The organism is Streptomyces sp. NPDC041784, assembly GCF_055591025.1.
In genome coordinates this window covers 23,993-46,203 of the sequence record NZ_JBVJAB010000038.1, presented here as the reverse complement: position 1 = coordinate 46,203, position 22,211 = coordinate 23,993, and the positions used below count along the sequence as shown (strand labels likewise).

General features: G+C 72.8%; 22 protein-coding genes and 1 pseudogene. 13 read left to right on the top strand and 10 right to left on the bottom strand.

Features of this window, described 5'->3' with window-relative positions:
• Nucleotides 1–100 precede the first annotated feature (100 nt).
• Nucleotides 101–541 carry a methylmalonyl-CoA epimerase gene (mce, locus tag ACZ6D7_RS41940; protein ID WP_469502733.1) on the bottom strand — a complete coding sequence of 147 codons (441 nt, stop codon included), beginning with the start codon at nucleotides 539–541 and terminating at the stop codon, nucleotides 101–103.
• Between the two features lie 148 nt (nucleotides 542–689).
• On the opposite strand from mce, the gene ACZ6D7_RS41935 reads away from it, so the two are divergent.
• Nucleotides 690–1,889 (top strand): acetyl-CoA C-acetyltransferase, encoded by a 1,200-nt coding sequence (locus ACZ6D7_RS41935; protein WP_469502730.1) that lies wholly within the window; start codon nucleotides 690–692, stop codon nucleotides 1,887–1,889.
• 36 nt (nucleotides 1,890–1,925) lie between these two features.
• Nucleotides 1,926–2,882, top strand: a complete 957-nt coding sequence (meaB, locus tag ACZ6D7_RS41930) for a methylmalonyl Co-A mutase-associated GTPase MeaB (RefSeq protein ID WP_469502728.1) — start codon at nucleotides 1,926–1,928, stop codon at nucleotides 2,880–2,882.
• Between the two features lie 16 nt (nucleotides 2,883–2,898).
• Here meaB and ACZ6D7_RS41925 read toward each other — a convergent pair whose 3' ends face one another.
• Complete coding sequence (locus ACZ6D7_RS41925) at nucleotides 2,899–3,321, bottom strand: hypothetical protein (RefSeq protein WP_469502725.1); 423 nt, start codon at nucleotides 3,319–3,321, stop codon at nucleotides 2,899–2,901.
• Between the two features lie 160 nt (nucleotides 3,322–3,481).
• Between ACZ6D7_RS41925 and ACZ6D7_RS41920 the strand changes: the two genes are divergently transcribed.
• From ACZ6D7_RS41920 to ACZ6D7_RS41910, 3 genes and pseudogenes are all read left to right on the top strand, one after another.
• Nucleotides 3,482–7,246 carry an nSTAND1 domain-containing NTPase gene (locus ACZ6D7_RS41920; protein ID WP_469502722.1) on the top strand — a complete coding sequence of 1,255 codons (3,765 nt, stop codon included), beginning with the start codon at nucleotides 3,482–3,484 and terminating at the stop codon, nucleotides 7,244–7,246.
• Nucleotides 7,247–7,384: 138 nt separating this feature from the next.
• Nucleotides 7,385–8,695 (top strand): MFS transporter, encoded by a 1,311-nt coding sequence (locus ACZ6D7_RS41915; protein WP_469502719.1) that lies wholly within the window; start codon nucleotides 7,385–7,387, stop codon nucleotides 8,693–8,695.
• Between the two features lie 13 nt (nucleotides 8,696–8,708).
• Nucleotides 8,709–8,819: pseudogene (locus ACZ6D7_RS41910) on the top strand (ATP-binding protein); the annotation flags it as partial.
• Between the two features lie 12 nt (nucleotides 8,820–8,831).
• On the opposite strand, the gene ACZ6D7_RS41905 reads toward ACZ6D7_RS41910, so the two are convergent.
• The 4 genes from ACZ6D7_RS41905 to ACZ6D7_RS41890 form a co-directional block, all read right to left on the bottom strand.
• Nucleotides 8,832–9,308 carry a MarR family winged helix-turn-helix transcriptional regulator gene (locus tag ACZ6D7_RS41905; protein ID WP_469502715.1) on the bottom strand — a complete coding sequence of 159 codons (477 nt, stop codon included), beginning with the start codon at nucleotides 9,306–9,308 and terminating at the stop codon, nucleotides 8,832–8,834.
• Between the two features lie 92 nt (nucleotides 9,309–9,400).
• Nucleotides 9,401–10,207, bottom strand: a complete 807-nt coding sequence (locus ACZ6D7_RS41900; RefSeq protein ID WP_469502712.1) for an AIM24 family protein — start codon at nucleotides 10,205–10,207, stop codon at nucleotides 9,401–9,403.
• Entirely contained in the window at nucleotides 10,204–10,854 is a 651-nt protein-coding gene (locus ACZ6D7_RS41895) for an AIM24 family protein (RefSeq protein ID WP_469502709.1), read from the bottom strand. Before ACZ6D7_RS41895 ends, ACZ6D7_RS41900 begins: the two co-directional genes overlap by 4 nt.
• 1 nt (nucleotide 10,855) lies before the next feature.
• Nucleotides 10,856–11,488 (bottom strand): AIM24 family protein, encoded by a 633-nt coding sequence (locus tag ACZ6D7_RS41890; RefSeq protein WP_469502796.1) that lies wholly within the window; start codon nucleotides 11,486–11,488, stop codon nucleotides 10,856–10,858.
• A 169-nt stretch (nucleotides 11,489–11,657) separates the two neighbouring features.
• Between ACZ6D7_RS41890 and ACZ6D7_RS41885 the strand changes: the two genes are divergently transcribed.
• Nucleotides 11,658–12,002 (top strand): DUF3817 domain-containing protein, encoded by a 345-nt coding sequence (locus ACZ6D7_RS41885; protein WP_469502705.1) that lies wholly within the window; start codon nucleotides 11,658–11,660, stop codon nucleotides 12,000–12,002.
• Complete coding sequence (locus tag ACZ6D7_RS41880) at nucleotides 11,999–12,292, top strand: MTH1187 family thiamine-binding protein (RefSeq protein WP_469502701.1); 294 nt, start codon at nucleotides 11,999–12,001, stop codon at nucleotides 12,290–12,292. The genes ACZ6D7_RS41885 and ACZ6D7_RS41880 overlap by 4 nt, the downstream gene beginning before the upstream one ends.
• A 209-nt stretch (nucleotides 12,293–12,501) precedes the next feature.
• Here the strand turns inward: ACZ6D7_RS41880 and ACZ6D7_RS41875 are convergent, their stop codons facing one another.
• Complete coding sequence (locus tag ACZ6D7_RS41875) at nucleotides 12,502–13,137, bottom strand: TetR/AcrR family transcriptional regulator (protein ID WP_469502698.1); 636 nt, start codon at nucleotides 13,135–13,137, stop codon at nucleotides 12,502–12,504.
• Between the two features lie 43 nt (nucleotides 13,138–13,180).
• Complete coding sequence (locus ACZ6D7_RS41870) at nucleotides 13,181–13,930, bottom strand: hypothetical protein (RefSeq protein WP_469502694.1); 750 nt, start codon at nucleotides 13,928–13,930, stop codon at nucleotides 13,181–13,183.
• Between the two features lie 181 nt (nucleotides 13,931–14,111).
• Between ACZ6D7_RS41870 and ACZ6D7_RS41865 the strand changes: the two genes are divergently transcribed.
• Nucleotides 14,112–15,146, top strand: coding sequence for a matrixin family metalloprotease (locus tag ACZ6D7_RS41865; RefSeq protein WP_469502691.1), 1,035 nt, complete (start codon nucleotides 14,112–14,114; stop codon nucleotides 15,144–15,146).
• 23 nt (nucleotides 15,147–15,169) lie between these two features.
• Here ACZ6D7_RS41865 and ACZ6D7_RS41860 read toward each other — a convergent pair whose 3' ends face one another.
• Nucleotides 15,170–16,159, bottom strand: a complete 990-nt coding sequence (locus ACZ6D7_RS41860) for an ArsR/SmtB family transcription factor (RefSeq protein ID WP_469502688.1) — start codon at nucleotides 16,157–16,159, stop codon at nucleotides 15,170–15,172.
• Nucleotides 16,160–16,274: 115 nt separating this feature from the next.
• On the opposite strand from ACZ6D7_RS41860, the gene ACZ6D7_RS41855 reads away from it, so the two are divergent.
• The 4 genes from ACZ6D7_RS41855 (at nucleotide 16,275) to ACZ6D7_RS41840 (ending at nucleotide 20,271) form a co-directional block, all read left to right on the top strand.
• The gene (locus ACZ6D7_RS41855) at nucleotides 16,275–17,549 is read left to right on the top strand and encodes an MFS transporter (RefSeq protein ID WP_469502685.1); all 1,275 of its coding nucleotides are present in this window, start codon (nucleotides 16,275–16,277) and stop codon (nucleotides 17,547–17,549) included.
• Nucleotides 17,550–17,560: 11 nt separating this feature from the next.
• Nucleotides 17,561–18,070, top strand: coding sequence for a MarR family winged helix-turn-helix transcriptional regulator (locus tag ACZ6D7_RS41850; RefSeq protein ID WP_469502682.1), 510 nt, complete (start codon nucleotides 17,561–17,563; stop codon nucleotides 18,068–18,070).
• A 43-nt stretch (nucleotides 18,071–18,113) separates the two neighbouring features.
• Nucleotides 18,114–18,455: a DUF3817 domain-containing protein gene (locus ACZ6D7_RS41845; protein ID WP_469502679.1), complete on the top strand. Its 342-nt coding sequence runs from the start codon at nucleotides 18,114–18,116 to the stop codon at nucleotides 18,453–18,455.
• 115 nt (nucleotides 18,456–18,570) lie between these two features.
• Nucleotides 18,571–20,271, top strand: a complete 1,701-nt coding sequence (locus ACZ6D7_RS41840) for an acyl-CoA mutase large subunit family protein (RefSeq protein ID WP_469502676.1) — start codon at nucleotides 18,571–18,573, stop codon at nucleotides 20,269–20,271.
• 21 nt (nucleotides 20,272–20,292) lie between these two features.
• Here ACZ6D7_RS41840 and ACZ6D7_RS41835 read toward each other — a convergent pair whose 3' ends face one another.
• Nucleotides 20,293–20,922, bottom strand: a complete 630-nt coding sequence (locus ACZ6D7_RS41835) for a TetR/AcrR family transcriptional regulator (RefSeq protein WP_469502673.1) — start codon at nucleotides 20,920–20,922, stop codon at nucleotides 20,293–20,295.
• 238 nt (nucleotides 20,923–21,160) lie between these two features.
• Here ACZ6D7_RS41835 and ACZ6D7_RS41830 point away from each other — a divergent pair, with 238 nt between their 5' ends.
• Complete coding sequence (locus ACZ6D7_RS41830) at nucleotides 21,161–22,138, top strand: tetratricopeptide repeat protein (protein WP_469502669.1); 978 nt, start codon at nucleotides 21,161–21,163, stop codon at nucleotides 22,136–22,138.
• Nucleotides 22,139–22,211 lie beyond the last annotated feature (73 nt).

Below are 22,211 nucleotides of genomic sequence, written 5' to 3'. Positions count from 1 at the left end.
CCCGGACCCCGGCCAGGTCCCGCCGCCGCAAGGCAACAGGACCGGTCGCCCTGGCTGCGCGGCGACCGCCCCCAACCCTACCGGCCCATATGTACGAGGGTCAGTGCTCAGGTGACTCAACAGACGCCGATGTGACCAGTTCTGTCAGGACTCCGTGGCAATCCTTCGGGTGAAGGAAGGTGATTCGTGACCCCATGGAGCCGCGTCGAGGCTCTTCGTACAGCACGCGTACGCCCTTGTCCCTGATGGCCGCCGAGTCGCCGTCGACATCCGCCGTACCGAAAGCGATGTGGTGGACGCCCTCGCCGTTCTTGTCCAGCCATTTGGCGACGGTGGAGTCCGGCCGGGTGGGCTCCAGGAGCTGGAGGTACGAGGCGCCGCCGTCGGACGTATCGTTGATCTTGAGCATGGCCTCGCGCACGCCCTGTTCCTCGTTGACCTCGGAGTGGAACACCTCGAAGCCGTACGTGGAACGGTAGAACTCGACGGTCGCGTCGAGGTCGTGGCAGGCGATCCCGATGTGGTCGATTCGCGTCAGCATGCTGTTAGTGGAGCGCTCCGGAGGTGGTTACGCAACGTGCGCGCGATCACACCGAAGGGCCGATGACGGGTGGAGTACCGCTCAGTACATTCGAAGTAAACCCTCGTTCACTCCTCGGCTGTGCAGGCCGGTAAGGGGATCACAGCTCATGTCTTCTGGAACGAACACCTCGGTGATCGTCGCGGGCGCGCGGACGCCCATGGGTCGGTTGCTGGGCTCGCTGAAGTCCTTCTCGGGAGCCGACCTCGGCGGCTTCGCGATCAAGGCCGCTCTCGACCGTGCGGGGATCGGTGGCGACCAGGTGCAGTACGTGATCATGGGCCAGGTGCTCCAGGCCGGCGCGGGCCAGATCCCGGCCCGCCAGGCCGCGGTCAAGGCCGGCATCCCGATGAACGTCCCGGCGCTCACCATCAACAAGGTGTGTCTGTCCGGCCTCGACGCGATCGCGCTGGCCGACCAGCTGATCCGCGCGGGTGAGTTCGACATCGTGGTGGCCGGCGGCCAGGAGTCCATGACGAACGCCCCTCACCTGCTGCCCAAGTCCCGCGAAGGCTACAAGTACGGCGCGATCGAGATGCTCGACGCGATGGCGCACGACGGTCTCACCGACGCCTTCGAGAACGTCGCGATGGGCGAGTCGACCGAGAAGCACAACACGCGCCTGGGCATCCTGCGCCCCGAGCAGGACGAGATCGCGGCCCTGTCCCACCAGCGCGCCGCCGCCGCGCAGAAGAACGGCGTCTTCGAGGCCGAGATCACCCCGGTCGAGATCCCGCAGCGCAAGGGCGAGCCGGTCGTCTTCAGCAAGGACGAGGGCATCCGCGGCGACACCACCGTGGACTCCCTGGGCAAGCTCCGCCCGGCGTTCACCCGGGACGGCACGATCACCGCCGGCACCTCCTCGCAGATCTCGGACGGTGCGGCGGCCGTGGTCGTGATGAGCAAGGCCAAGGCGCAGGAGCTGGGCCTGGCCTGGATCGCCGAGATCGGCGCCCACGGCAATGTCGCCGGGCCGGACAACTCCCTGCAGTCCCAGCCCTCCAACGCCATCCAGCACGCCCTGCGCAAGGAGGGCCTGGAGGTCTCCGACCTCGACCTCGTCGAGATCAACGAGGCCTTCGCCGCCGTCGCGGTCCAGTCAATGAAGGACCTCGGCGTGTCCTCGGAAAAGGTGAACGTCAACGGCGGGGCGATCGCCCTGGGTCACCCGATCGGCATGTCCGGCGCCCGGATCGTGCTGCACCTGGCCCTGGAGCTCAAGCGCCGGGGCGGCGGCGTCGGCGCGGCCGCGCTGTGCGGTGGCGGCGGTCAGGGTGACGCGCTGATCGTGCGGGTACCCAAGGCCTGAGCCCCGCTGTCCGACCTTTTCCCGAACGGAGCTGTGATGCAGGACGTCTCCTCGCTGGTCGCCCAGGCCAGGGAAGGCCGGCCGCGGGCCGTGGCCCGGCTGATCTCCCTGGTAGAGGGGGCGTCCCCGCAGCTCAGGGAGGTCATGGCGGCCCTGGCCCCGCTGACGGGCAACGCGTACGTGGTGGGCCTCACGGGCTCGCCGGGCGTCGGCAAGTCCACGTCCACCTCGGCGCTGGTGACGGCGTACCGCAAGCAGGGGAAGCGGGTCGGCGTCCTGGCCGTCGACCCGTCCTCCCCCTTCTCCGGCGGCGCCCTGCTCGGCGACCGGGTCCGGATGTCGGACCACGCCTCCGACCCCGGTGTCTACATCCGCTCCATGGCCACCCGGGGCCACCTGGGCGGCCTCGCCTGGTCCGCCCCGCAGGCCATCCGCGTCCTGGACGCGGCGGGCTGCGACGTGATCCTGGTCGAGACGGTCGGCGTCGGCCAGTCGGAGGTCGAGATCGCCTCCCAGGCCGACACGAGCGTGGTCCTGCTGGCCCCCGGCATGGGCGACGGCATCCAGGCCGCCAAGGCGGGCATCCTGGAGATCGGCGACGTGTACGTCGTCAACAAGGCCGACCGCGACGGCGCCGACGCCACCGCACGTGAGCTGAACCACATGCTGGGCCTCGGCGAGTCGCGCGCCCCCGGCGACTGGCGCCCGCCGATCGTCAAGACGGTCGCCGCCCGCGCCGAGGGCATCGACGAGGTCGTCGAGGCCCTGGAGAAGCACCGGGCCTGGATGGAGGAGCGAGGCGTCCTGGCCGAGCGCCGCCGCGCCCGCGCCTCACGCGAGGTCGAGACGATCGCCGTCACCGCCCTGCGCGAACGCATCGGTGACCTCCACGGCGACCGCCGCCTCAGCGCCCTCGCGGAACGCATCGTCGCCGGCGAACTGGACCCGTACCGCGCGGCGGACGAACTGGTGACGGGGCTCACCGAGGGGTGAGCCCCGCCGGGGCGGGTCAGCGCCTGCAGAGCTTCTTCTGGCTCTCGTCCAGGCCCAGCTTGGTCCACAGCGTGATCACCGTGATGCCGCCGGGCTCGGTGGTGCTGAACGTGAACCTGCCGGTCGCCTGTCCCTCGTCGGCCGTGAGGTCCTTCCTGTCGACGTACGTACGGCCCGCGTGGGCCTCGATGAACGCCTTGGTCGGACGGAACCAGGTGCCCCTGTCCCACGCGACGAGGTCCACCGTGGCGGACCGGTTGGTCCAGGTGATCTTCGCGCGGGCGCCGCTTGCGCCGCCGCCGGCCTGACACGTCGTGACGTGCGCGGCGCGCACCGTCTCCCGCGGCGCCGACTGCGCCGGGCCGGTGGCCGTGGTGGCGATGGCCGCCACCACCGCCGCGGCCACCGCGAACCTGGTCTGAATGATCTTTCCGGGCATGAGAATGCCTCCGTTCGTCGATCGGATGGAAGGAACGCGGAACCCGCCGCACCGTCACTCAAAGTGCTGATCCCGGCCCGCTGACAGCACGTTGCCCGCCCCGGAACCGGCACGCTAGGCCCGGCGCGTACCCCATCGGGGGCGCCCTGGAATACGGCCTGTGACCTGGGGGAACGTGATGCGGGAGGAAACGGCGGCGGAGGACTTCGCGGCGGCGTTGCGGCGGATCCGCCGACAGAAGGGAATGTCACTCTCCGAGCTGGCCGACGCGGTGAAGTACAGCAAGAGCCATCTGTCGAACATCGAGCACGGCCGCAAGCGCCCGCACCGGGAACTGGCCGAGGCACTCGACACGGCCCTCGGCTCCGGAGCGACCCTGCGCCGCCTGTGCGGCACACCCGGCACCCTGCCCGGACAGCGCGTCACCCCCTGCCCCTACCGCGGCCTCGCCGCCTACGGCACGGACGACGCCCGCTGGTTCTTCGGCCGGGCCCGGGCCACCTCCGCGCTCGTGGACCGGGTCGCCGAGGCCCTCCGTACCGGAACCGGACCGGTCGTCGTCCTCGGAGCCTCCGGGTCGGGCAAGTCCTCGCTGCTGCGGGCCGGACTGCTGCCCGCCGTGGCCGCCGGCGCGCTGCCCGAGCCGCCCGGCGGACCCTGGCACGGCGTCGTCGTGACGCCCACCGCCCGCCCCGTGGACACCCTCGCCCGCGCACTCGCCGATCCCCTCGGCGTCGGGGAGGCCGAGCTGGCCGGGCGGATCAGGGCGGGCGAGGACCTCGGGGAGAGCGGTGACGTCACGCGGCTGCTGCTGGTCGTCGACCAGTTCGAGGAGGCGTTCACGCTCTGCGCCGACCCCGCCGAGCGCGGCGCGTTCGTCGACGCCCTGTGCGCGCTGCCGCTCGCGGTCATCGCCGTACGCGCCGACTTCTTCGACCGGTGCCTCGCCCACCCGGCGCTCGTCGGCGCGGTCCAGCGCCGGCCGATGGCGCTGGGCGCGATGAGCCGGGACGAACTCGCCGAGTGCGTGCTGCGGCCCGCCGAACTGGCCGGCCTGGAGATCGAGGCCGGGCTTCTCGACGTCCTGCTGCACGACCTCGACCCGGCCGGACGCGGCTACGAACCCGGCACCCTGCCCCTGCTGTCGTACGCCCTGCTGGCCACCTGGCAGCAGCGCACCGGCCGACGGCTCACCGTGACCGGGTACCGCAGGACCGGCGGCATCCAGGGCGCCGTCGCCGCCACCGCCGAGCGGACCTACCTCGACCTCGGGACCGAACAGCGGGACATCGCACGGCAGCTGACGCTCCAGCTCGTGCGGGTCGGCGAGGAGGGCGCGGACAGCAGGCGGCACGTCGAACGCGGCCGGCTGGTTCCCGGGGCCGAGGCGGCGCTGGAGGCGTTCACCCGGGCGCGGCTGTTCACCGTCGACGGCGACCGTGTGGAGATCACCCACGAGGCACTGCTGCGGGCCTGGCCCCGGCTGGCCGGCTGGATCGACGCCGACCGGGCGGGGCTGCGCACCCACCAGCGGCTCACCGACGCCGCCCGCGCCTGGACCGACGGCGGACGGCGCCCCGAACTCCTCTTCCAGGGCGCCGTCCTGGCGGTCGCCGAGCAGTGGGCCGCCGACCGTCCCAGGCGGCTCGGGCCCGCCGAGCGGGAGTTCCTGACGGCCGGCCGCCGGGAGGCCGACCGGGGGCTGCGGCGGCTGCGGCGGGCTCTGGCCGCCCTCGCCGGGCTGCTGGGGCTGCTGCTGATCGCCACCACGGTCGCGGTCACCAACGGGGAGAAGGCCCGGCTGCAGGCCCGGGAGGCCCAGGCCGTCGCCATGACCGAGCGCACCGCCGCGCTGCGCACCTCCGACCCGGCCCTCGCCGCCACCCTCTCCGTCGCCGCCCATCGCAGGGCGCCCCACCTGGTGGCCGCCCGCGGCGCCCTGCTCAGCAGCACCGGACTGCCCCACCCCACCCCGCTGCCCGGCAACGACGTCACCGTCTCGGCGTTCGCCTTCGGACCCGACGGCCGCACGGCCGTGGGCACCCGGCAGGGCGTCGTACGGCTGTGGCGGGGGACCCGGCCCGCGGGGCAGGTACGGCTGGGGGCGGGGCACGCCGTGTGGGGGCTCGCCCTTGCCGGGGACGGGCGCCGTCTCGTCGTCGCGGACACGGTCGAGACCCGGCTGTGGCACGTCGACGGGGCATCCGCCCGGCCCGGCGCCGTGCTGTGGGCGGACGGCGGCGCGCGCGACGCCCGGATCGCGCCCGACGGGCGGACCCTCGCCGTCACCGGCGCCGACGGGACGCTGCGGCTGTGGGACCTCGACCACCCGCGACGGCCGCCGGTCGTCCACCGGGTGTCCGGCAGGCCGCTGTACTCGGTCTCCTTCAGCGGGGACGGCACCCGCCTCGCCACGGGAGGGGAGGACGGGCGCGCCACCGTGTGGGCGCGCGGCACGCACCGGCTCGCCTACGAGCCCGTCGACCACGTGTCCTATACCGGCGCCTCGGTCGGCGAGGCCGCGCTCAGCCCCGACGGGCGCCACCTCGCCGCCGGGCTCGCCGACCGCGACGTGTGGACGTGCGCCCTGGACGGGAGGGGACGCTGCGCCGCTCCCCTGCGCACGGGGCAGCGCGCGGAGGGGTACACGGCCGGGATGGCCTACAGCCCCGACGGCGCACTGCTCGCCGTGGCCGGGGAGGCCGGGGGAGTCCAACTCCGCCACCCGGAGAGCGGGCTGGTGCTGACCACCCTCGCCCATCCGACGCCCTTGCAGTCCCTGGCCTGGGGCCCCGGCGGACGCACGCTCCACGTCGGCCCGGCGAGCGGCGGCACCGTCTCCGTCTGGCGGCTGCCCCTGCCGCAGCTCCTCGGCCACAAGGGGCAGGTCTACGCCGTCGCCCTGGACGACCGGCACGCCCGGGCGGCCACCGCCGCGCTCGACGACACGGCCGCCCTGTGGGACGTACGCGATCCGGCGCGGCCCCGGCGGCTGGCCACCCTGACGCACCCCACCTGGGTCACGGCCCTCGCCTTCGACCGCACCGGCACCCGGCTCGCCACGGGCGCCCGGGACGGCACGGTCACCCTGTGGGACGTGGGGTCCCGGACCCCGCGGCGGCTCGGACACGCCACGCTCCACCACGGGACCGTGAACGACGTCGCCTTCAGCCCCGACGGCACCCGGCTGGCCAGCGGCGCCCGCGAGACCGGGGCACGGCTGTGGGACGTCTCCGCCGACGGCCGCCTCACCGCACGCGCCCGGCTGGACGGCGACCGAGGCGTCCAGGGGGTCGCCTTCGGGCTCGGCGGGCGGGTGCTGGCGACGGGGGAGGCCGGGGGCGCCGTACGGCTGTGGGACGCGCGGGGGCGCGGGGCGCCGCGGCCGCTGTGGACGCGGTCCGGGCACACGGCGCTCGTCACCGACGTCGCCTTCGCCGACCGGGGCGGGCTGCTCGCCTCCGGCGGCAAGGACGGGGCGGTGCTGGTGTGGCGGCTCGACCCGGACGACGCCCGGCACCGGCCCGACGGGAAACCCCGCGCACTCCTCGGCCACACCCGGCACCTCGCCGCCCTCGCCTTCGCCCGGCACGGGCGCACCCTGCTGACGGCGGGCGAGGACGGAGCGGCGCTGCTGTGGTCCCTCGACCGTGCGGAACCCGTCGTACGGGAACGGCTGGACAGCCCGGGCGAGACGTTCGACGACGCGGCCGTGAGCGCCGACGGACGGGTGGTGCTGACGGCCGCGCAGTACACGGTCCGGGTGTGGACCACCGACGCGGCGCAGGCCGCGCGCCGGGTCTGCGCGACGGTGGGCGCGCCGCTGACCAAGGCCCAGTGGCACCTGCGGCTGCCGGGCATCGGCCACCAGCCGCCGTGCGGAGAAGGCGGAGAAAACACGTCGTCAGCGGCCGCGCCGCGCTGATACGTTCGCCCCGTGTTCCTCCTCTTGGCGTAGGGCCCGCCCCGGCCCGCGACCGGCGAGACGGCGTTCGGCCGTTGTCCGGTCGCGGCGATCAGGCGTCCCCTTTTTCCTGCCTTGAGCCGATGCGAGGAACTCCTCATGCCCGCTTCCTACGCGGCCGTCCTGCGCCTTCCGCATGCCCGCCGCACCTTCGCCGCCGCCCTGGTCGGCAGGCTGTCGTACGGGATCGTCCCGCTGTCCGTGATGCTCGCCGTGAACCGCGCCGCGGGGTCGTACGTGGTGGCCGGCACCGTGATGGCGCTGTTCGGGGCCACCGCCGTCCTCCTGTCGCCCGCGCGGGCGGCCCTCGTCGACCGGTACGGGCCGCGCCGGGCGCTGGTCCCGATGACCGCCGCCTACCTCGCCGCGCTCGGCCTGCTGACCCTGGCCGTCGCCCGCCCGGGCGCCGTCCCGTCGCCGGTCCTCGGCGCCCTCGCCGCGGCCGCCGGGGCCTGTGTGCCGCCGCTCGGGCCGACCATGCGGGCCGTCTGGGGACGGCTCGCCCCGGACCGGGCGCTGCTCCAGCGCGCCTACAGCCTCGACGGTGTCGCCGAGGAACTGCTCTTCGTCACCGGACCGTTGCTGGTCGGCGTCCTCGTCGGGTTCGCGCCGCCGGTCGCCGGGATCGTCGTGGGGGCGGCGCTGATGGCCGTGGGGGCGGCCGGGTTCGTGGCGTCGCCGGCGGTGCGCGAGATGCCGTCGGGGAAGGTGCCGCCGGGGAAGCGCTCGGTGCGGCGGGGCGGGGGTGGCCCGCGCGGACTGGGGCGGGCCATGACCGCCGTCGCGGGCGTCGGGCTCGCGCTGGGCATGACGGACCTGCTGGTCGTGGCGTTCACCGAGCGGCACGGACACGGCGGGTCGAGCGTGGCCTGGGTCCTGGCCGCCCTGTCGGCCGGCAGCGCCGTCGGCGGGCTCCTCAACGGGGCCGTCGCCTGGCGGATCCCGGCCGGGGCACGGCTGCCGCTGCTCACGGCGGGGCTGGGCCTCGCGGTGTGCGGCGCGGGACTGGCGCCGGGCATCGTGACCCTCGGTGCCGCCGTCGCGGTCGCCGGGTTCTTCGTGGCACCGACGATCACCACCGCGTATCTGATGGCCGACGAGAGTGCCGCCCCTCAGGCCAGGGTGCGGGCGGGGGCGTGGGTCAACACGGCCGTCAACGCGGGGAGCACGGCCGGGACGGCGGCCGCGGGTGCCCTGGCCGGGCGGCTGCCGGTGGGGGTGTGCTTCGCGGTGACGGGGGCGGTGGTGCTGGCGACGGCGGCGGCCGTCGCCAGGAACCCCCGGAGGGCTACGAGGGCTACGAGGGAGGTGAGGGCTGCGACGGATACGCGGGATACGCGGGACACGAAGGGTACGAGCGGCCCCGTTCCCCTCGCTCGGACGCCGGAGCGTCAATCGTCGAGGCCCTGAGCGACCTGCCCGTGCGGGTCCGGGCCTGGCCATCGCCCGGGACGTGGCCGTGCGGCACGGCGGCACGCTCACGGTCCGTGGGACGCCGGAAGGCGCAGCCCTGTTCGAGCTGCGCCTGCCGGTCGTCCGAGGGCACCTACGGGCGGCCGCGCTGCCCGCGGAGGTGTTCGGCGATGGGCTTGAGGGACTTGTCGAGGTCGACCAGGGCCTCGGGCGAGAGCAGGTCGATGAAGTGGCGCCGCACGGACGCCACGTGGTGGGGCGCGACCTTCTGCATCGTCTCCATGCCGTGCTCCGTCAGCACCGCGTACAGACCGCGGCGGTCGGACTCGCAGTTCTCACGGCGGACCAGGTTCGCGTTCTCCATGCGGGTGATCTGGTGCGAGAGACGGCTCTTGGACTGAAGGGTGGCGGACGCGAGATCGCTCATCCGCATCCGGACGCCCTCCGACTCGGAGAGGTTCACCAGGATCTCGTAGTCGTTCATCGTCAGGCCGAACGGCTGGAGATCCTTCTCGAGCTGGTACGTCAACAGCCTGTTGACCTCCAGGTGGGTGCGCCAGGCGCACTGCTCCGCATCGGTCAGCCAGCGAGTGGCCGTTTCGGTCTCCATGAATGAAGTCTACCTAAAATGTTGAAATGCGTACTAGTGAGGGTGGTGTGACAGTGGGCACGCGTTCGATGTCACACTCCGCAGACTACCGTTCACAGCCCGAAGCGACGCTGGAGGTCCCCCAGCTGTCCGGGAAGGCGCGGTCCCCCCGACTGCCCGCCGTGCCCGCCCGACATGCCGGGCATCCCGCCCCCGCCGGGCACTCCCGGCTCGTGCGGAACGGCCCCCGTGGCCTGCTCGGCCATGAGGGTCTCGGTCGACTGGAGCAGCACCGTCCCGGCGCCCACGAACTCGAACTGGTGCTCCTCCCCGGAGGCCCCGCCCAGCCCTGTCAGTGCACGTAGACCGCCCATGACGCCGGTCATGTACCCGTGGTCGTAGTGATGGCAGGGCGAGGGGCAGTCGGCCCAGCCGACCAGCGCCTGCGGGTCCACCCGGAGGGGAGGCTCCATGAACACCACCGGACCGTTAGATGCGGCGACGAACTTTCCGGTTCCGATCAGCGTGAGGAAACCCGGCACGATCGATTGCTTCAGCGACAGACTTGGCTGAAAAGCGAGCAGATTGCCGGAGCGAACGGTCAGGTTGCCGTTGTCCAGGTCGTAGGAATTCACATCGAAGGCCCGGTCGGCGAGGAGCATCTTGCCCGAGCCCTCCGCCACGACCCAGTCGCTCGCGTGCAGTGGCGAATGGAACGACGTACGCACCAGACGGTCCAGCCGGCCGTGCCCGACGCCGTTGAAGTCGATCGAGCCGTAGTAGGCGATCATCTTCCCCTTCTGGAGGAACCACTGGCTCCCCTTCAGCTCCACACAGAAGGTGTACGGGTTCACGTTGTCGTCGACCGGAAGGGTCATGGGGTCGTGCACGGTCAGTCCCGCGCCCGGGTAGCCGCTCACAGTTTCTCCTCCGACGCCTGGACGAACACCGCACCGTTGCCGCTCAGCTCCAGCTGGAACGCCTCGCCGGAGCCGCGGCCCACCATGTCCCGCCAGCCCAGCGCGGTCGACAGCTTGTTCCGTACGTCGCCGTGGTGGGCGACGTACGCCTGCGGGTCGACATGGACCGGGCGCTGCGGGGTGATGGGGATCTCGAAGACACCGCCGTGGGCCATCACGGCGACCGCGCCGTGCCCCTTCAGCGTCGTGGTGAACAGACCCTGGCCGCTGACCTGGCCCCGGACCATGCCCATGACCCCACCCTGCGAGCCCAGGAACATCGTGCCCTGCTGGAGGGCGCCCTCGAAGGCCAGCAGGCGGTCCGCCTCCACGCAGAGTGTGTCCCCGGTGAGCTGGATGACCTGGACATGGTGGCCGCCGTGCCCGAAGAGGACCGTGCCGCTGCCCTCGACGCTCATCAGGGGCGTGTCCTCGTTGGCCAGGCGCCGCCCGATCATGGACATCACACCGCCCTGGCCGCCCTGCCTGTTCGGGGTGAAGGACACCTCGCCGCGGTACGCCAGCATGGCGCCGCGCTGACTGAACAGCCGCTGGCCGGGCACCACCGTCGCCTCGACCATCTTGGAGTTGATCTCACGGAAGGCCATCTCAGACGTCCCCCGCGATCGTGTTGCGCTCGCTCGGCTGGACGTACACCAGGCCGTCCCCCTCGAACCGGATCTGGAAGGCCTCGCCGCCGCCCTCGCCCATGAGTGTGCGGAACGTCACCCCGGACTGGAAGGACTGCCGGACGTCACCCTGGTGCGCGATGTACGCGCCGGGGTCGACGGTCAGCGGGTACTGCGGGCTGACCCGCAGCACGACGGCCGGGCCGTCCGAGGTGATCGCCGCCTGGCCGTGCCCCTCGACGGTCGTCGTGAACAGACCGTTGCCCTGGGTCGCGCCGCGCAGCCCGGTGAAACTCGTGCCCGTCCGCAGACCCGCCTCGGTCGCGAGCAGGTTGCTCGACTCCACGTAGAGCTTGTCCCCCTGGAGACGGACGAGGTTGATCTCGGAGGCGCGGTCGGCGAACCAGCACGTCCCCTGTCCTGTCACCTCCATCACGGTCATCTGCTCGCCGGTGAGCCGCCGGGTGACCATGCCCCGGATGCCCTCACCGCCGCCACTGAGCTTCTTGAAGGTCATCTGACCGTCGTACGCGACCATCGAGCCGTTCTTCGCCTTCACGGCGTCCCCGGTCATGTCGACGGCGAGCACCTTGCTGCCTTGCAGTCGGAACATCGCCACGCTGCGAAAGGTAGCCGTCGAACGGGTGGATGGAACAGCACCCATGGGTGGATCCCGACCCTGACGGCACCCCTAGGGGGACCATTTGCCACAATGGGGCGAACGCTTGTGCGCGCGTTCACAAACCGCCCCGCCATCGACGTCGAACCCCCGAAGGTGACCCGTGGACCTGAAGACAGCCTCCGCCCTCCGCCGCCTGCGCCTGGTCTCCGCCCCCGAGGCCGTGTCCTTCCTGCTGCTGCTCGTCTGCTCGGTGCTGAAGCGGACCACGGACTTCAACGCGGTACCCGTGATGGGCATGGTCCACGGCGTGCTGTTCGTCCTGTACGTGCTCTTCTGGGCGGACGCCTGGAACCGCACGAAGTGGTCGCTGAAGACCGCGGCCCTCTACTTCGTCCTCTCCGTCCTCCCGGCCGGCGGCTTCTTCGCCGAGCGCCGGCTGCGCCGCGAGGCCGAGGACGCGGTCATCGCCTCCCGCGCCCGCAAGCAGGGGGTCGTGAACGCATGATCGTCGCCTTCTCGGTCACCCCGCTGGGCGTCGGCGAGGACGTCGGGGAGTACGTCGCCGACGCCGTCCGCGTGGTCCGCGAGTCCGGCCTGCCCAACCGCACCGACGCCATGTTCACCTCCGTCGAGGGCGAGTGGGACGAGGTCATGGACGTGGTCAAGCGCGCCGTCGCCGCCGTCGAGGCCCGCGCACCCCGGGTCTCCCTGGTCCTCAAGGCAGACATCCGCCCCGACGTCACGGACGGCCTGACGTCGAAGGTGGCGACGGTGGAGAGGTATCTGGGGGAGTAGGGGCACCCGGGTCACGGGGCGCGGGGGTCATGGGTCGTCGGGTCCGCTGCGTGTCCACGGCGGCTCGACCGGGGCCACCGTCGGACCGGTCGGCGGCTTGCTGGAGGTCGCCTTCGCGTAGCACGTCCGCGGCGTGGGCCCCGGCCAGGCGATCGTCCTGGGTGTGCCCACGGGGACCGTGGCCCACCGGTCGCCGGACACCCCGGAGTTCAGCGGCGGGTCGATGCTCGGCGTAGGTACTGTCGTACGGCCCGTTGGGCCACTGGGCCGAGTTCTTCGAGGGCCGCTACCAGCAGGCCGAGTTGTTCCAGGGCGTCCAATGCGGACGCGGCTCCGGCGGTGTCGACGCCTTCGTACAGTTCGATGCCGACGAAGGCCGCCGCCACCGCCCGGGCCAGGCCCGGTGGGTCGGTGAACTCGCCGAACGGGGTGCCCGCGAGGACCCGGTCGAGGACCTGCTCGATCTCCATGATCCACAGGTCGAGACCGGCGGCCGTGGCCGGGCCCAGCGCCCCGTGGGTCTGGGCGCCGGCCAGCAGCTGGCCCAGCAGCATGACATGGCCGCCGGCCCGCTCCTGTTCGTGGATCTCACGGCCCAGGGCGAGCAGTTCGGTCAGGGAGGTCACCTCGTCGAACCGGGCGCGGTAGCGGGAGACCGTGCGCTCGGCGCCGTAGCGGCAGGCCGCCGCGAGGAGTTCGTCGACCGACCCGAAGTGGTAGAAGACCAGTGCCTGGTTCACCCCGGCGGCCGCGGCGACCGTACGGGCCGAGGTCTTCGCGATGCCCTGCTCGGTGAGCGTCCGCAGGGCGCCCTCCAGGAGCCTGGTCCTGGTGTCCGTACTCACGTGCGCGCCTCCGTCCGGGCGTCGGGCCGGGTGCGCACGAAGCTCACCCGTTCTCCAGGGCGCGCAGCACGCGTGGTGCCCGTACGTGGGTCACGGGCTGGCGCAGGCAGCGGCGGGCCGCCGGGGTGCAGGCCAGGGGCGACGCGAAGAGGGCCACGCAGACCACCACGCTCAGCAGCAGCGGGCACAGGTAGGCGAGTGACGCCGCGAACGCCCCGAACAGCCGCAGGGCGGGGCCCGCGCCCAGCCAGGCGACGGCGACCATGACGGCACACGCGCGTACCGCCACTTCCACCAGCCAGTTGGCCAGGGCGCGTTCCGGGGTGATGCCCCGCTCCAGCCACAGCCGCAGCCGGTCGAAGGACCAGGCCGTCGCCCAGCCCAGCAGCGGGCGCAGGAAGAACCGGTCGACGAGTACGCCGAACGTGCCCCAGCGGGGGCGGTAGTCGTAGCCGGTGAGGAAACGGACCCCGTCGCCGTCCGGGACGTGGCGCCAGTAGCCGCCGCCCTCGGCGAGCAGGGACAGGGGGTGCGGGGAGACGAAGCGCAGGGCGGAGACGCGGGTGCCGTCCGGGCCTTCGTGCTCGCCGGCCGCCACGCCCGTCCCGGTGAGGGTCAGGAACGGCAGCACGCGCGTGGCGTAGCGGAAGCGCCGGGGCTCGCCCTCCGCGCGCGGGTGATAGGCGATCTCGGTGAATCTCAGGTCCCAGCGCCGGTGCAGAGCGGGGTCCTGGGTACGTGCCCACACCTCGTCCAGGTCGGCGCGGATCCGCGCCTCGACGTAGAGCCCCATGTGAATCCCCCATGTCGGACCGGTTTTTGAGCGATCGCTCAAACAATCCGGGAGGACGGTACACCCGTTTGAGCGGTCGCTCAATAGGGCGACGGAGTGAGGGGTTTCGGGCCCGTCCGCGTGGTTAATGTCTCCCCGGATCGATCACAGGCGAATGGCCTGGCGTTCAGCGGGAGGATGCGTGACTGGGTGGCGTGGGCCGGGACTTCTCGGCAGGGCGGTCACGGCGTTCGTGGTGACGGCACTCCTGTCCGTCCCCGGGGGAGGGGACGTCGGCCGGGCGACCGGGTGCGGGCCCGCCCGGGGCGCCCTCACGGTCGACGATCTGCCCGCGGGATCCTCCGTGACCCGCTGCGCCGCCGTCGGCCGGCTCGTCATCCGGGACGGCGTCGGCGTCGCCGTCCCCGAACCCGGTACCACGGTCGCCGTCGAGGCGCTGACCGCGGACGGCTCCGCCCACGGCCTCACCGTGCGCGTCGCCGCCGACGGCACGGTGTCCTACGACTACGAGGGCCACGAGGGCCACGAGGGCCACGACGACCACCGCGGCCGGGACGGGCACGCCGGCCGCCCGGCGGCCGCCACGAGCGGCAGCCGCGCCGACTCGCCCGCCTCCTGCACCGACTCCGCGTTCACCACCGAGGACCGCAAGGAGTACAACACCTACGACTGGTTCATCGGCGACGGCCCGCAGCCCGGCGGCGTCACCCGCGCCGAGGCCCGCCGCGCCTTCGAGGACGCCATCGCCACCATCACCAGCAGCCGCAACGACTGCGGGATCGGCGACACGGTCATGGCGAAGGCGCGCTTCGTGGCCCCGACCCACCACGAGGCCGATGTCGACAGCGAGGCCCGCTGCACCACGCGCGACGGCCTGAACGTCTGGGACGCGGGCGACCTCAGCAGCGGCGTCGTCGCCACCACCTGTTCCTGGAGCCACCCGGTGCCAGGACCCCGCCCCGACCAGCTGATCGAGGCCGACGTCCGCTTCAACACCCGCCACTACCATTTCACCAACCGCCCCACCAGCGGCTCCTGCGACAACGCCTACGACATCCGCAGCGTCGCCACGCACGAGGCCGGCCATGTCTTCGGCCTCGGTCACGCGGGCGCCGGCCACGGCAACCTCACCATGTACGCGAACTCGTACGCCTGCACCACCAGTGCCCGCACCCTCGGCAAGGGCGACGTCCTCGGGCTGCGCCACCTGTACTGAACCGAACGTACGGGGCGACGGGTTCAGTCCGGACCGTCGCCCGCCACCAGCGCCATCCCGAGCGGTGTCCGCTCGTACAGCACCTGGTGGCCGTAGCGCCGCGCGACGAGCAGCCCCGCGTCCCGCAGCAGCGTCAGATGCGCGGAGACCGACGACGGCGCGAGGCTCAGCCGGTGCGCGAGGGCGACGGTGCCGGCCGGTTCGTCGAGCGCGGCCAGCACCGCGGCGCGCCCGCGGCCCAGGAGCCGTACCAGCACCTCGGGCGCCCGGCCCTCGGGCTCGGCCCACAGGCCGCCGATGCCGCGCGCCGGGTAGACGAGCGTCGGCTGCCACGGCGGGTCGAAGGTGCTCACGACGTCCGGCCAGATGAACCCGCTCGGCATCAGCACCAGGCCCCGCCCGTCCAGCCGCCGCTCGTGCTCGCCGCGGAACTCGACGGTCAGCGTCCCGGCCCGCCAGCCGAACCGCCGGCTGATCTCCGGCAGCAGCCCGCCCAGCCCCACCTCGGCCAGCCGACGCGAGTGGAACGCCACGTCCGCCTCCAGCAGGGCGCGCAGCCGGGGCCAGTCCGGCGCCACGAGGGCGTGCCAGGTCTCCTCCAGCGCGTCCGACAGCTCCCGGACCATGCCGGCGGGATCCTCCAGCCACCTCCGTCCGCGAGGGGAGCCGAGGGCGCCCGGGGTGTCGGCCAGCGACCGGGCGGTGTCCGCGCGCGCCGCCGCCGGATCGCTCGCCCGCACGGCGGCGATCTCCTCCTCGAAGGAGGCGGCCGGGCCGATCGGCGGCGGGCAGAGCCAGTCGGGGCAGTGGCCCCGCCGCGGCATCAGCAGCCACAGACCCGTCAGGTCCAGCCCGGCCGCCACCGCGGCCCGGCGACGCAGCCAGGGCGCGTGATAGCCGTGCCGCTCGGGCCGCTTGAGCATCCGCACCACCTCCTGCGTCTCCCAGAGCGGGGACACGGCGAAGCGGCAGCGCAGGAAGTCGTCCTCGCCGAAGTGCAGACGCGACGGCACGGGACCCCCTGGGGCGGTGGCGGCCGCGGCCTGGCCGGAGCCAGGCCGGGCGCGGAACATTCGGCTGGGGCCGAATCTATAGGTTCCGCGGCCCGCCCCGAGCACGCTGCCGGACATGCCAGAGGTCACCACCGCCACTCCACAAGCACCTGGGTCCGGGTCCGGAGCCGGGTCCGGGTACGCCCGCGTCCTCGCCGTCCCCGAGTTCCGCGCCGTCTTCGCCGCCCACACGCTCTCCCTGCTCGGCGTGGTCGTCGCCGAGATCGCCCTGTCCCTCCTCGTCTACGACCTCACCGGCTCGCCGCTCATGAGCGCGCTCACCTTCGCCCTGGGCTTCCTGCCCTACGTCGTCGGCGGCACCCTGCTCGCGGGCGTCGCCGACCGCTTCCCGGCCCGCCGGGTGCTCGTGTTCTGCGACCTGGTGTGCGCGGTGTGCGTCGCGGCGATGACCGTGCGGGGGGCGCCGCTGGCCGTGCTGCTCGCCCTGCGCTGCGCTCTCGCCGTCGTCTCACCGGTGTTCGCCGGCACCCGGATGGCGACGCTCGCCGACATCCTCGGCGACGGCGACCTGTTCGTCCTCGGCCGCTCGCTGCTGCGGATCGTCTCGCAGAGCGCGCTCCTGGCCGGCTACGGCCTCGGCGGCCTGCTGCTCACCGTCGCCTCCCCGCGCCAGTCCCTGGTCGTGACCGTCTCCACCTTCCTGGCCTCCGCCGTGATCCTGCGCCTGGGCACCCACCGCCGCCCGGCCCGGTCCCGCGACGGCGGCACCCTGGTCCGGGAGTCCCTCAGGGGCGCCGGGCTCGTCCTCGCCGACCGGCGGGTCCGCGCGCTGCTCCTGCTCACCTGGATCCCGCCGATGTTCGCGGTCGCGCCGGAGGCCCTGGCGGCGCCCTACGCCGACGACGTCGGCGCCGGACCGCTCGCCCTCGGCCTGCTGATGTGCGCGCTGCCCGTCGGCACGGTCGCGGGCGAGCTGTACGCGGGGTCCCGGCTGCGCCCCGCCGCCCGCGAGCGCGTCGCCCTGCCGCTGGTCTGCCTCACCCTGCTGCCCTACCTCGGCTACGCCCTGCGCCCCGGCCTCGCCGTCTCCCTCCTGCTGCTGGTGGTCTCGGGCGCCGGGGCGGCGTACACCCTCGGACTCGACCAGTGGTTCGTGCGGGCCGTGCCGCAGGAGCTGCGCGGCCGGGCGATGACCCTGCTGACCGCCGGACTCATGACCTTCCAGGGCGTCGGGATGGCGTTGGCGGGGGTCGCGGCGGAGCTGGTGGGCGTGCGGGCGGCGGTCGCCGGGGCCGGAGCGCTGGGGACCGTGTGCTGTGTGCTGCTGGCCCGGGAGGCCCGGCGGACCGAAAGCCGAGACGAGGCTGCCCGGGATATGACCGGCGGGTAGGGTCTGGTGCCGTGCCGAAGCCCCGCAGCCTGCCCTTCGACCCCATCGCCCGCGCCGACGAGCTCTGGAAGCAGAGATGGGGCAGCGTGCCCTCGATGGCCGCGATCACCTCGATCATGCGCGCCCACCAGATCCTGCTCGCCGAGGTGGACGCGGTGGTCAAGCCGTACGGGCTGACGTTCGCCCGCTACGAGGCGCTGGTGCTGCTCACCTTCTCCAAGGAGGGCGAGCTGACCATGTCGAAGATCGGTGAGCGGCTCCAGGTGCACCCCACGTCGGTGACGAACACCGTCGACCGGCTGGTGCGGTCCGGCCTGGTCGCCAGGCGGCCCAACCCCAACGACGGCCGTGGCACCCTCGCCGTGATCACGGACAAGGGGCGCGAGGTCGTCGAGGCGGCCACCCGCGACCTGATGGCGATGGACTTCGGTCTCGGGGCGTACGACGAGGAGGAGTGCGCGGAGATCTTCGCGATGCTGCGGCCGCTGCGGGTCGCGGCGCACGACTTCGAGGAGGACTGACCCGCCCCAAGATCGGCCGGAACGGGCGGTTACGCTCGACGGCATGAAGAAGAGCGTGCTGACCCGCTACCGCGTCATGGCCTACGTCACCGGTGTGCTGCTGGTCCTCCTGTGCCTGTGCATGATCGGCAAGTACGTACTGGACCTGGACGGCGCGGCGGACGCCACGCGGGCCGTCTCCATCGCGCACGGCTGGCTCTACGTCGTCTACCTGGTCTTCGCCTTCGACCTGGGCTCCAAGGCGAAGTGGCCGGTCGCCAAGCAGCTGTGGGTGCTGCTCGCCGGGACGATCCCGACGGCCGCCTTCTTCGTGGAGCGGAAGATCACCCGCGAGCTGGACGCGACGGCCGCCGCCGACGCCTCTCCGGCCGCCGTCAAGGCGTAACGCCACCCCCCACCGCCGTACGCGTCGCGCGTGCGGCGGTGTCGTACCAAGATTTACTAGGACGTCCTACTAATAGCTGTCGACATTTACTAGGACGTCCAAGTAAATTTGAGTCATGGACGCTGACGCCATCGAGGAGGGCCGCCGTCGCTGGCAGGCCCGGTACGACGCTTCGCGCAAGCGCGACGCGGACTTCACCACGCTCTCCGGAGACCCCGTGGAGCCGGTGTACGGGCCCCGGCCCGGCGACATCTACGAGGGCTTCGAGCGGATCGGCTGGCCGGGCGAGTACCCCTTCACCCGTGGCCTGTACCCGACCGGCTACCGGGGGCGCACCTGGACCATCCGGCAGTTCGCCGGGTTCGGCAACGCCGAGCAGACCAACGAGCGCTACAAGATGATCCTGGCCAACGGCGGCGGTGGCCTCTCGGTGGCCTTCGACATGCCGACGCTCATGGGCCGCGACTCCGACGACCGCCGCTCCCTGGGCGAGGTCGGCCACTGCGGCGTCGCCATCGACTCGGCCGCCGACATGGAGGTCCTGTTCAAGGACATCCCCCTCGGTGACGTGACGACGTCGATGACCATCAGCGGTCCGGCCGTCCCCGCCTTCTGCATGTACCTCGTCGCCGCCGAGCGCCAGGGCGTCGACCCGGCCGTCCTCAACGGCACGCTCCAGACGGACATCTTCAAGGAGTACATCGCGCAGAAGGAGTGGCTCTTCCCGCCCGAGCCGCATCTGCGGCTGATCGGCGACCTGATGGAGTACTGCGCGGCCGGCATCCCCGCCTACAAGCCGCTGTCGGTCTCCGGCTACCACATCCGCGAGGCCGGTTCGACGGCCGCGCAGGAGCTGGCCTACACGCTGGCGGACGGCTTCGGGTACGTCGAACTCGGCCTGTCCCGCGGCCTGGACGTGGACGTCTTCGCGCCCGGCCTGTCCTTCTTCTTCGACGCGCACCTCGACTTCTTCGAGGAGATCGCCAAGTTCCGCGCGGCGCGCAGGATCTGGGCCCGCTGGATGCGCGACGTCTACGGCGCGACGTCCGAGAAGGCGCAGTGGCTGCGCTTCCACACCCAGACCGCCGGTGTCTCGCTGACCGCCCAGCAGCCGTACAACAACGTGGTGCGTACGGCGGTGGAGGCGCTCTCGGCGATCCTCGGCGGCACCAACTCGCTGCACACCAACGCCCTCGACGAGACGCTCGCGCTGCCGAGCGAGCAGGCCGCCGAGATCGCGCTGCGCACCCAGCAGGTGCTGATGGAGGAGACCGGCGTCGCCAACGTGGCGGACCCGCTGGGCGGTTCGTGGTACGTCGAGCAGCTGACGGACCGGATCGAGGCCGACGCGGAGCGGATCTTCGAGCAGATCAAGGAGCGCGGGCTGCGGGCGCACCCCGACGGGCGGCACCCGATCGGGCCGATCACCTCCGGGATCCTGCGCGGGATCGAGGACGGCTGGTTCACGGGCGAGATCGCCGAGTCCGCCTTCCGCTACCAGCAGTCCCTGGAGAAGGGCGAGAAGCGGGTCGTCGGCGTCAACGCCCACACCGGGTCGGTGACCGGGGACCTGGAGATCCTGCGCGTCAGCCACGAGGTGGAGCGGGAGCAGGTGCGGGTGCTCGGGGAGCGCCGGGCGGGGCGCGACGACGCACGGGTGCGGGCCGCGCTGGCCGCCATGCTGGCCGCCGCCCGTGACGGCTCGAACATGATCGAGCCCATGCTGGACGCCGTCCGCGCCGAGGCGACCCTGGGCGAGATCTGCGACGCCCTGCGGGACGAGTGGGGGGTGTACACCGAGCCGGCGGGCTTCTAGGAGCCGGCCTTCCGGTCGGTTCTAGTTGCCGGCCTTCCGGTCGGTCGCCGTCAGGCCGAGGAGGAGCACGCGCGTGAAGTCGCGCACCCACTCCTCGTCGGCCGGTTCCGCGCTGACCAGGGTGCGGTGGACGACCGCGCCCGCGACGATGTCGAAGATGAGGTCGACCGTGCGGGCGGCCTCCTCGGGGTCGGTCTCCGGGGGGAGTTCGCCGCGCGTCTGGGCGCGGGCGCGGCCCTCCAGGACGAGGTCCTTCTGGGGATCGACGATGGAGGCGCGGATGCGCTCGCGCAGGGCGTCGTCGCGTGTGGACTCCGCGACCACCGCCATCAGCCCGCTCTTCGCCTCGGGGCGGGCCAGGATCGCCGCGAACTGGAGGACGACGCCCTCGATGTCCGCGGCCAGGCTGCCGCGGTCGGGCAGCTCCAGTTCGCCGAAGAGTTCCGCGACCGCGTCCACGACCAGTTCGTTCTTGCCCGCCCAGCGGCGGTAGAGGGTCGTCTTCGCCACCCCGGCGCGGGTCGCCACGTCCCCCAGGGTGAGCTTCGACCAGCCCAGCTCGACCAGGGCCGCCCGGGTCGCGGCCAGGATCGCGGCGTCCGCCGCGGCGCTGCGGGGGCGGCCGGTGCGGACAGGGGTGCGGCTCTGCATCCCCCGACCATAACCGCCGGTTTCCGCCATGGTGTTTCCCGTGTCGCCGTGAGGGAGATCACCAGGGAGTGGCCGCACGAAGGCACCTCGCGCCATTACGCTACGACTCGTAGCGAAAGCCCGTGCGGGACGTGCGCGGGTCGCGACCGCTGCGCGTGGGGTGGGGACCCCAGCGCTCGTTCGGGATCGCTTTCGGAACGCTTTTCACGTACACGCGCGGACGGGGGAGGATAGACGCATGCAGCCACGGAACATGTCCATGAGCGGAGTCGTCGACCTCGCCGCGGTGAAGGCGGCCCAGGAGGCCAAGGCGAAGGCGGAGCAGGCGCGCGCCGAAACGGCCCGGCAGGGCGGCGCGGGCGCCGTCTCCCCGGCCGATCTCGTCATCGACGTAGACGAGGCGGGGTTCGAGCGGGACGTCCTGCAGCGCTCCGCCGAGGTGCCCGTCGTCATCGACTTCTGGGCCGAGTGGTGCCAGCCCTGCAAGCAGCTGAGCCCGGTCCTGGAGCGGCTCGCCGTCGAGTACGACGGCCGCTTCCTGCTCGCCAAGATCGACGTCGACGCGAACCAGATGCTGATGCAGCAGTTCGGGGTCCAGGGGATCCCGGCCGTCTTCGCGGTCGTCGCGGGGCAGGCCCTGCCGCTCTTCCAGGGTGCCGCCGGTGAGGAACAGATCCGCCAGACCCTCGACCAGCTGGTGCAGGTCGCCGAGCAGCGCTTCGGGCTGACCGGCCTGACCGTCGACCCCGACGCCGAGCCCGGGGGCGGCCAGGCGGCGCCCGCCGAGGTCCCGGCCGGCCCCCACGACACCCTCCTCGAAGCCGCCGTGGAGGCCCTGGACGCCGGTGACTTCGGTGCCGCGGTCCAGGCGTACCGGAACGTCCTCGTGGACGACCCGGCGAACACGGAGGCGAAACTCGGTCTGGCGCAGGCCGAGTTGCTGCACCGGGTGCAGGACCTGGACCCGCAGCAGGTGCGCAAGGACGCCGCCGAGAAGCCGCAGGACCCGGCGGCACAGATCGCCGCCGCCGACCTGGATCTGGTGGGCGGTCATGTCGAGGACGCCTTCGGACGGCTGATCGACACTGTGCGCCGCACGGCCGGCGAGGACCGGGACGCCGTACGGATGCGGCTCCTGGAGCTGTTCGAGGTCGTCGGGCCCGAGGACCCGCGGGTGGCGGCGGCGCGCCGGGCGCTGGCGCGGGCGCTGTTCTGAGCGGGGCGGGAGCCCGGTTCCTGACCAGTCGCTAAACGCCGGGGCGTGTGGTTCCGGAGTGAAGGTTCCGCCT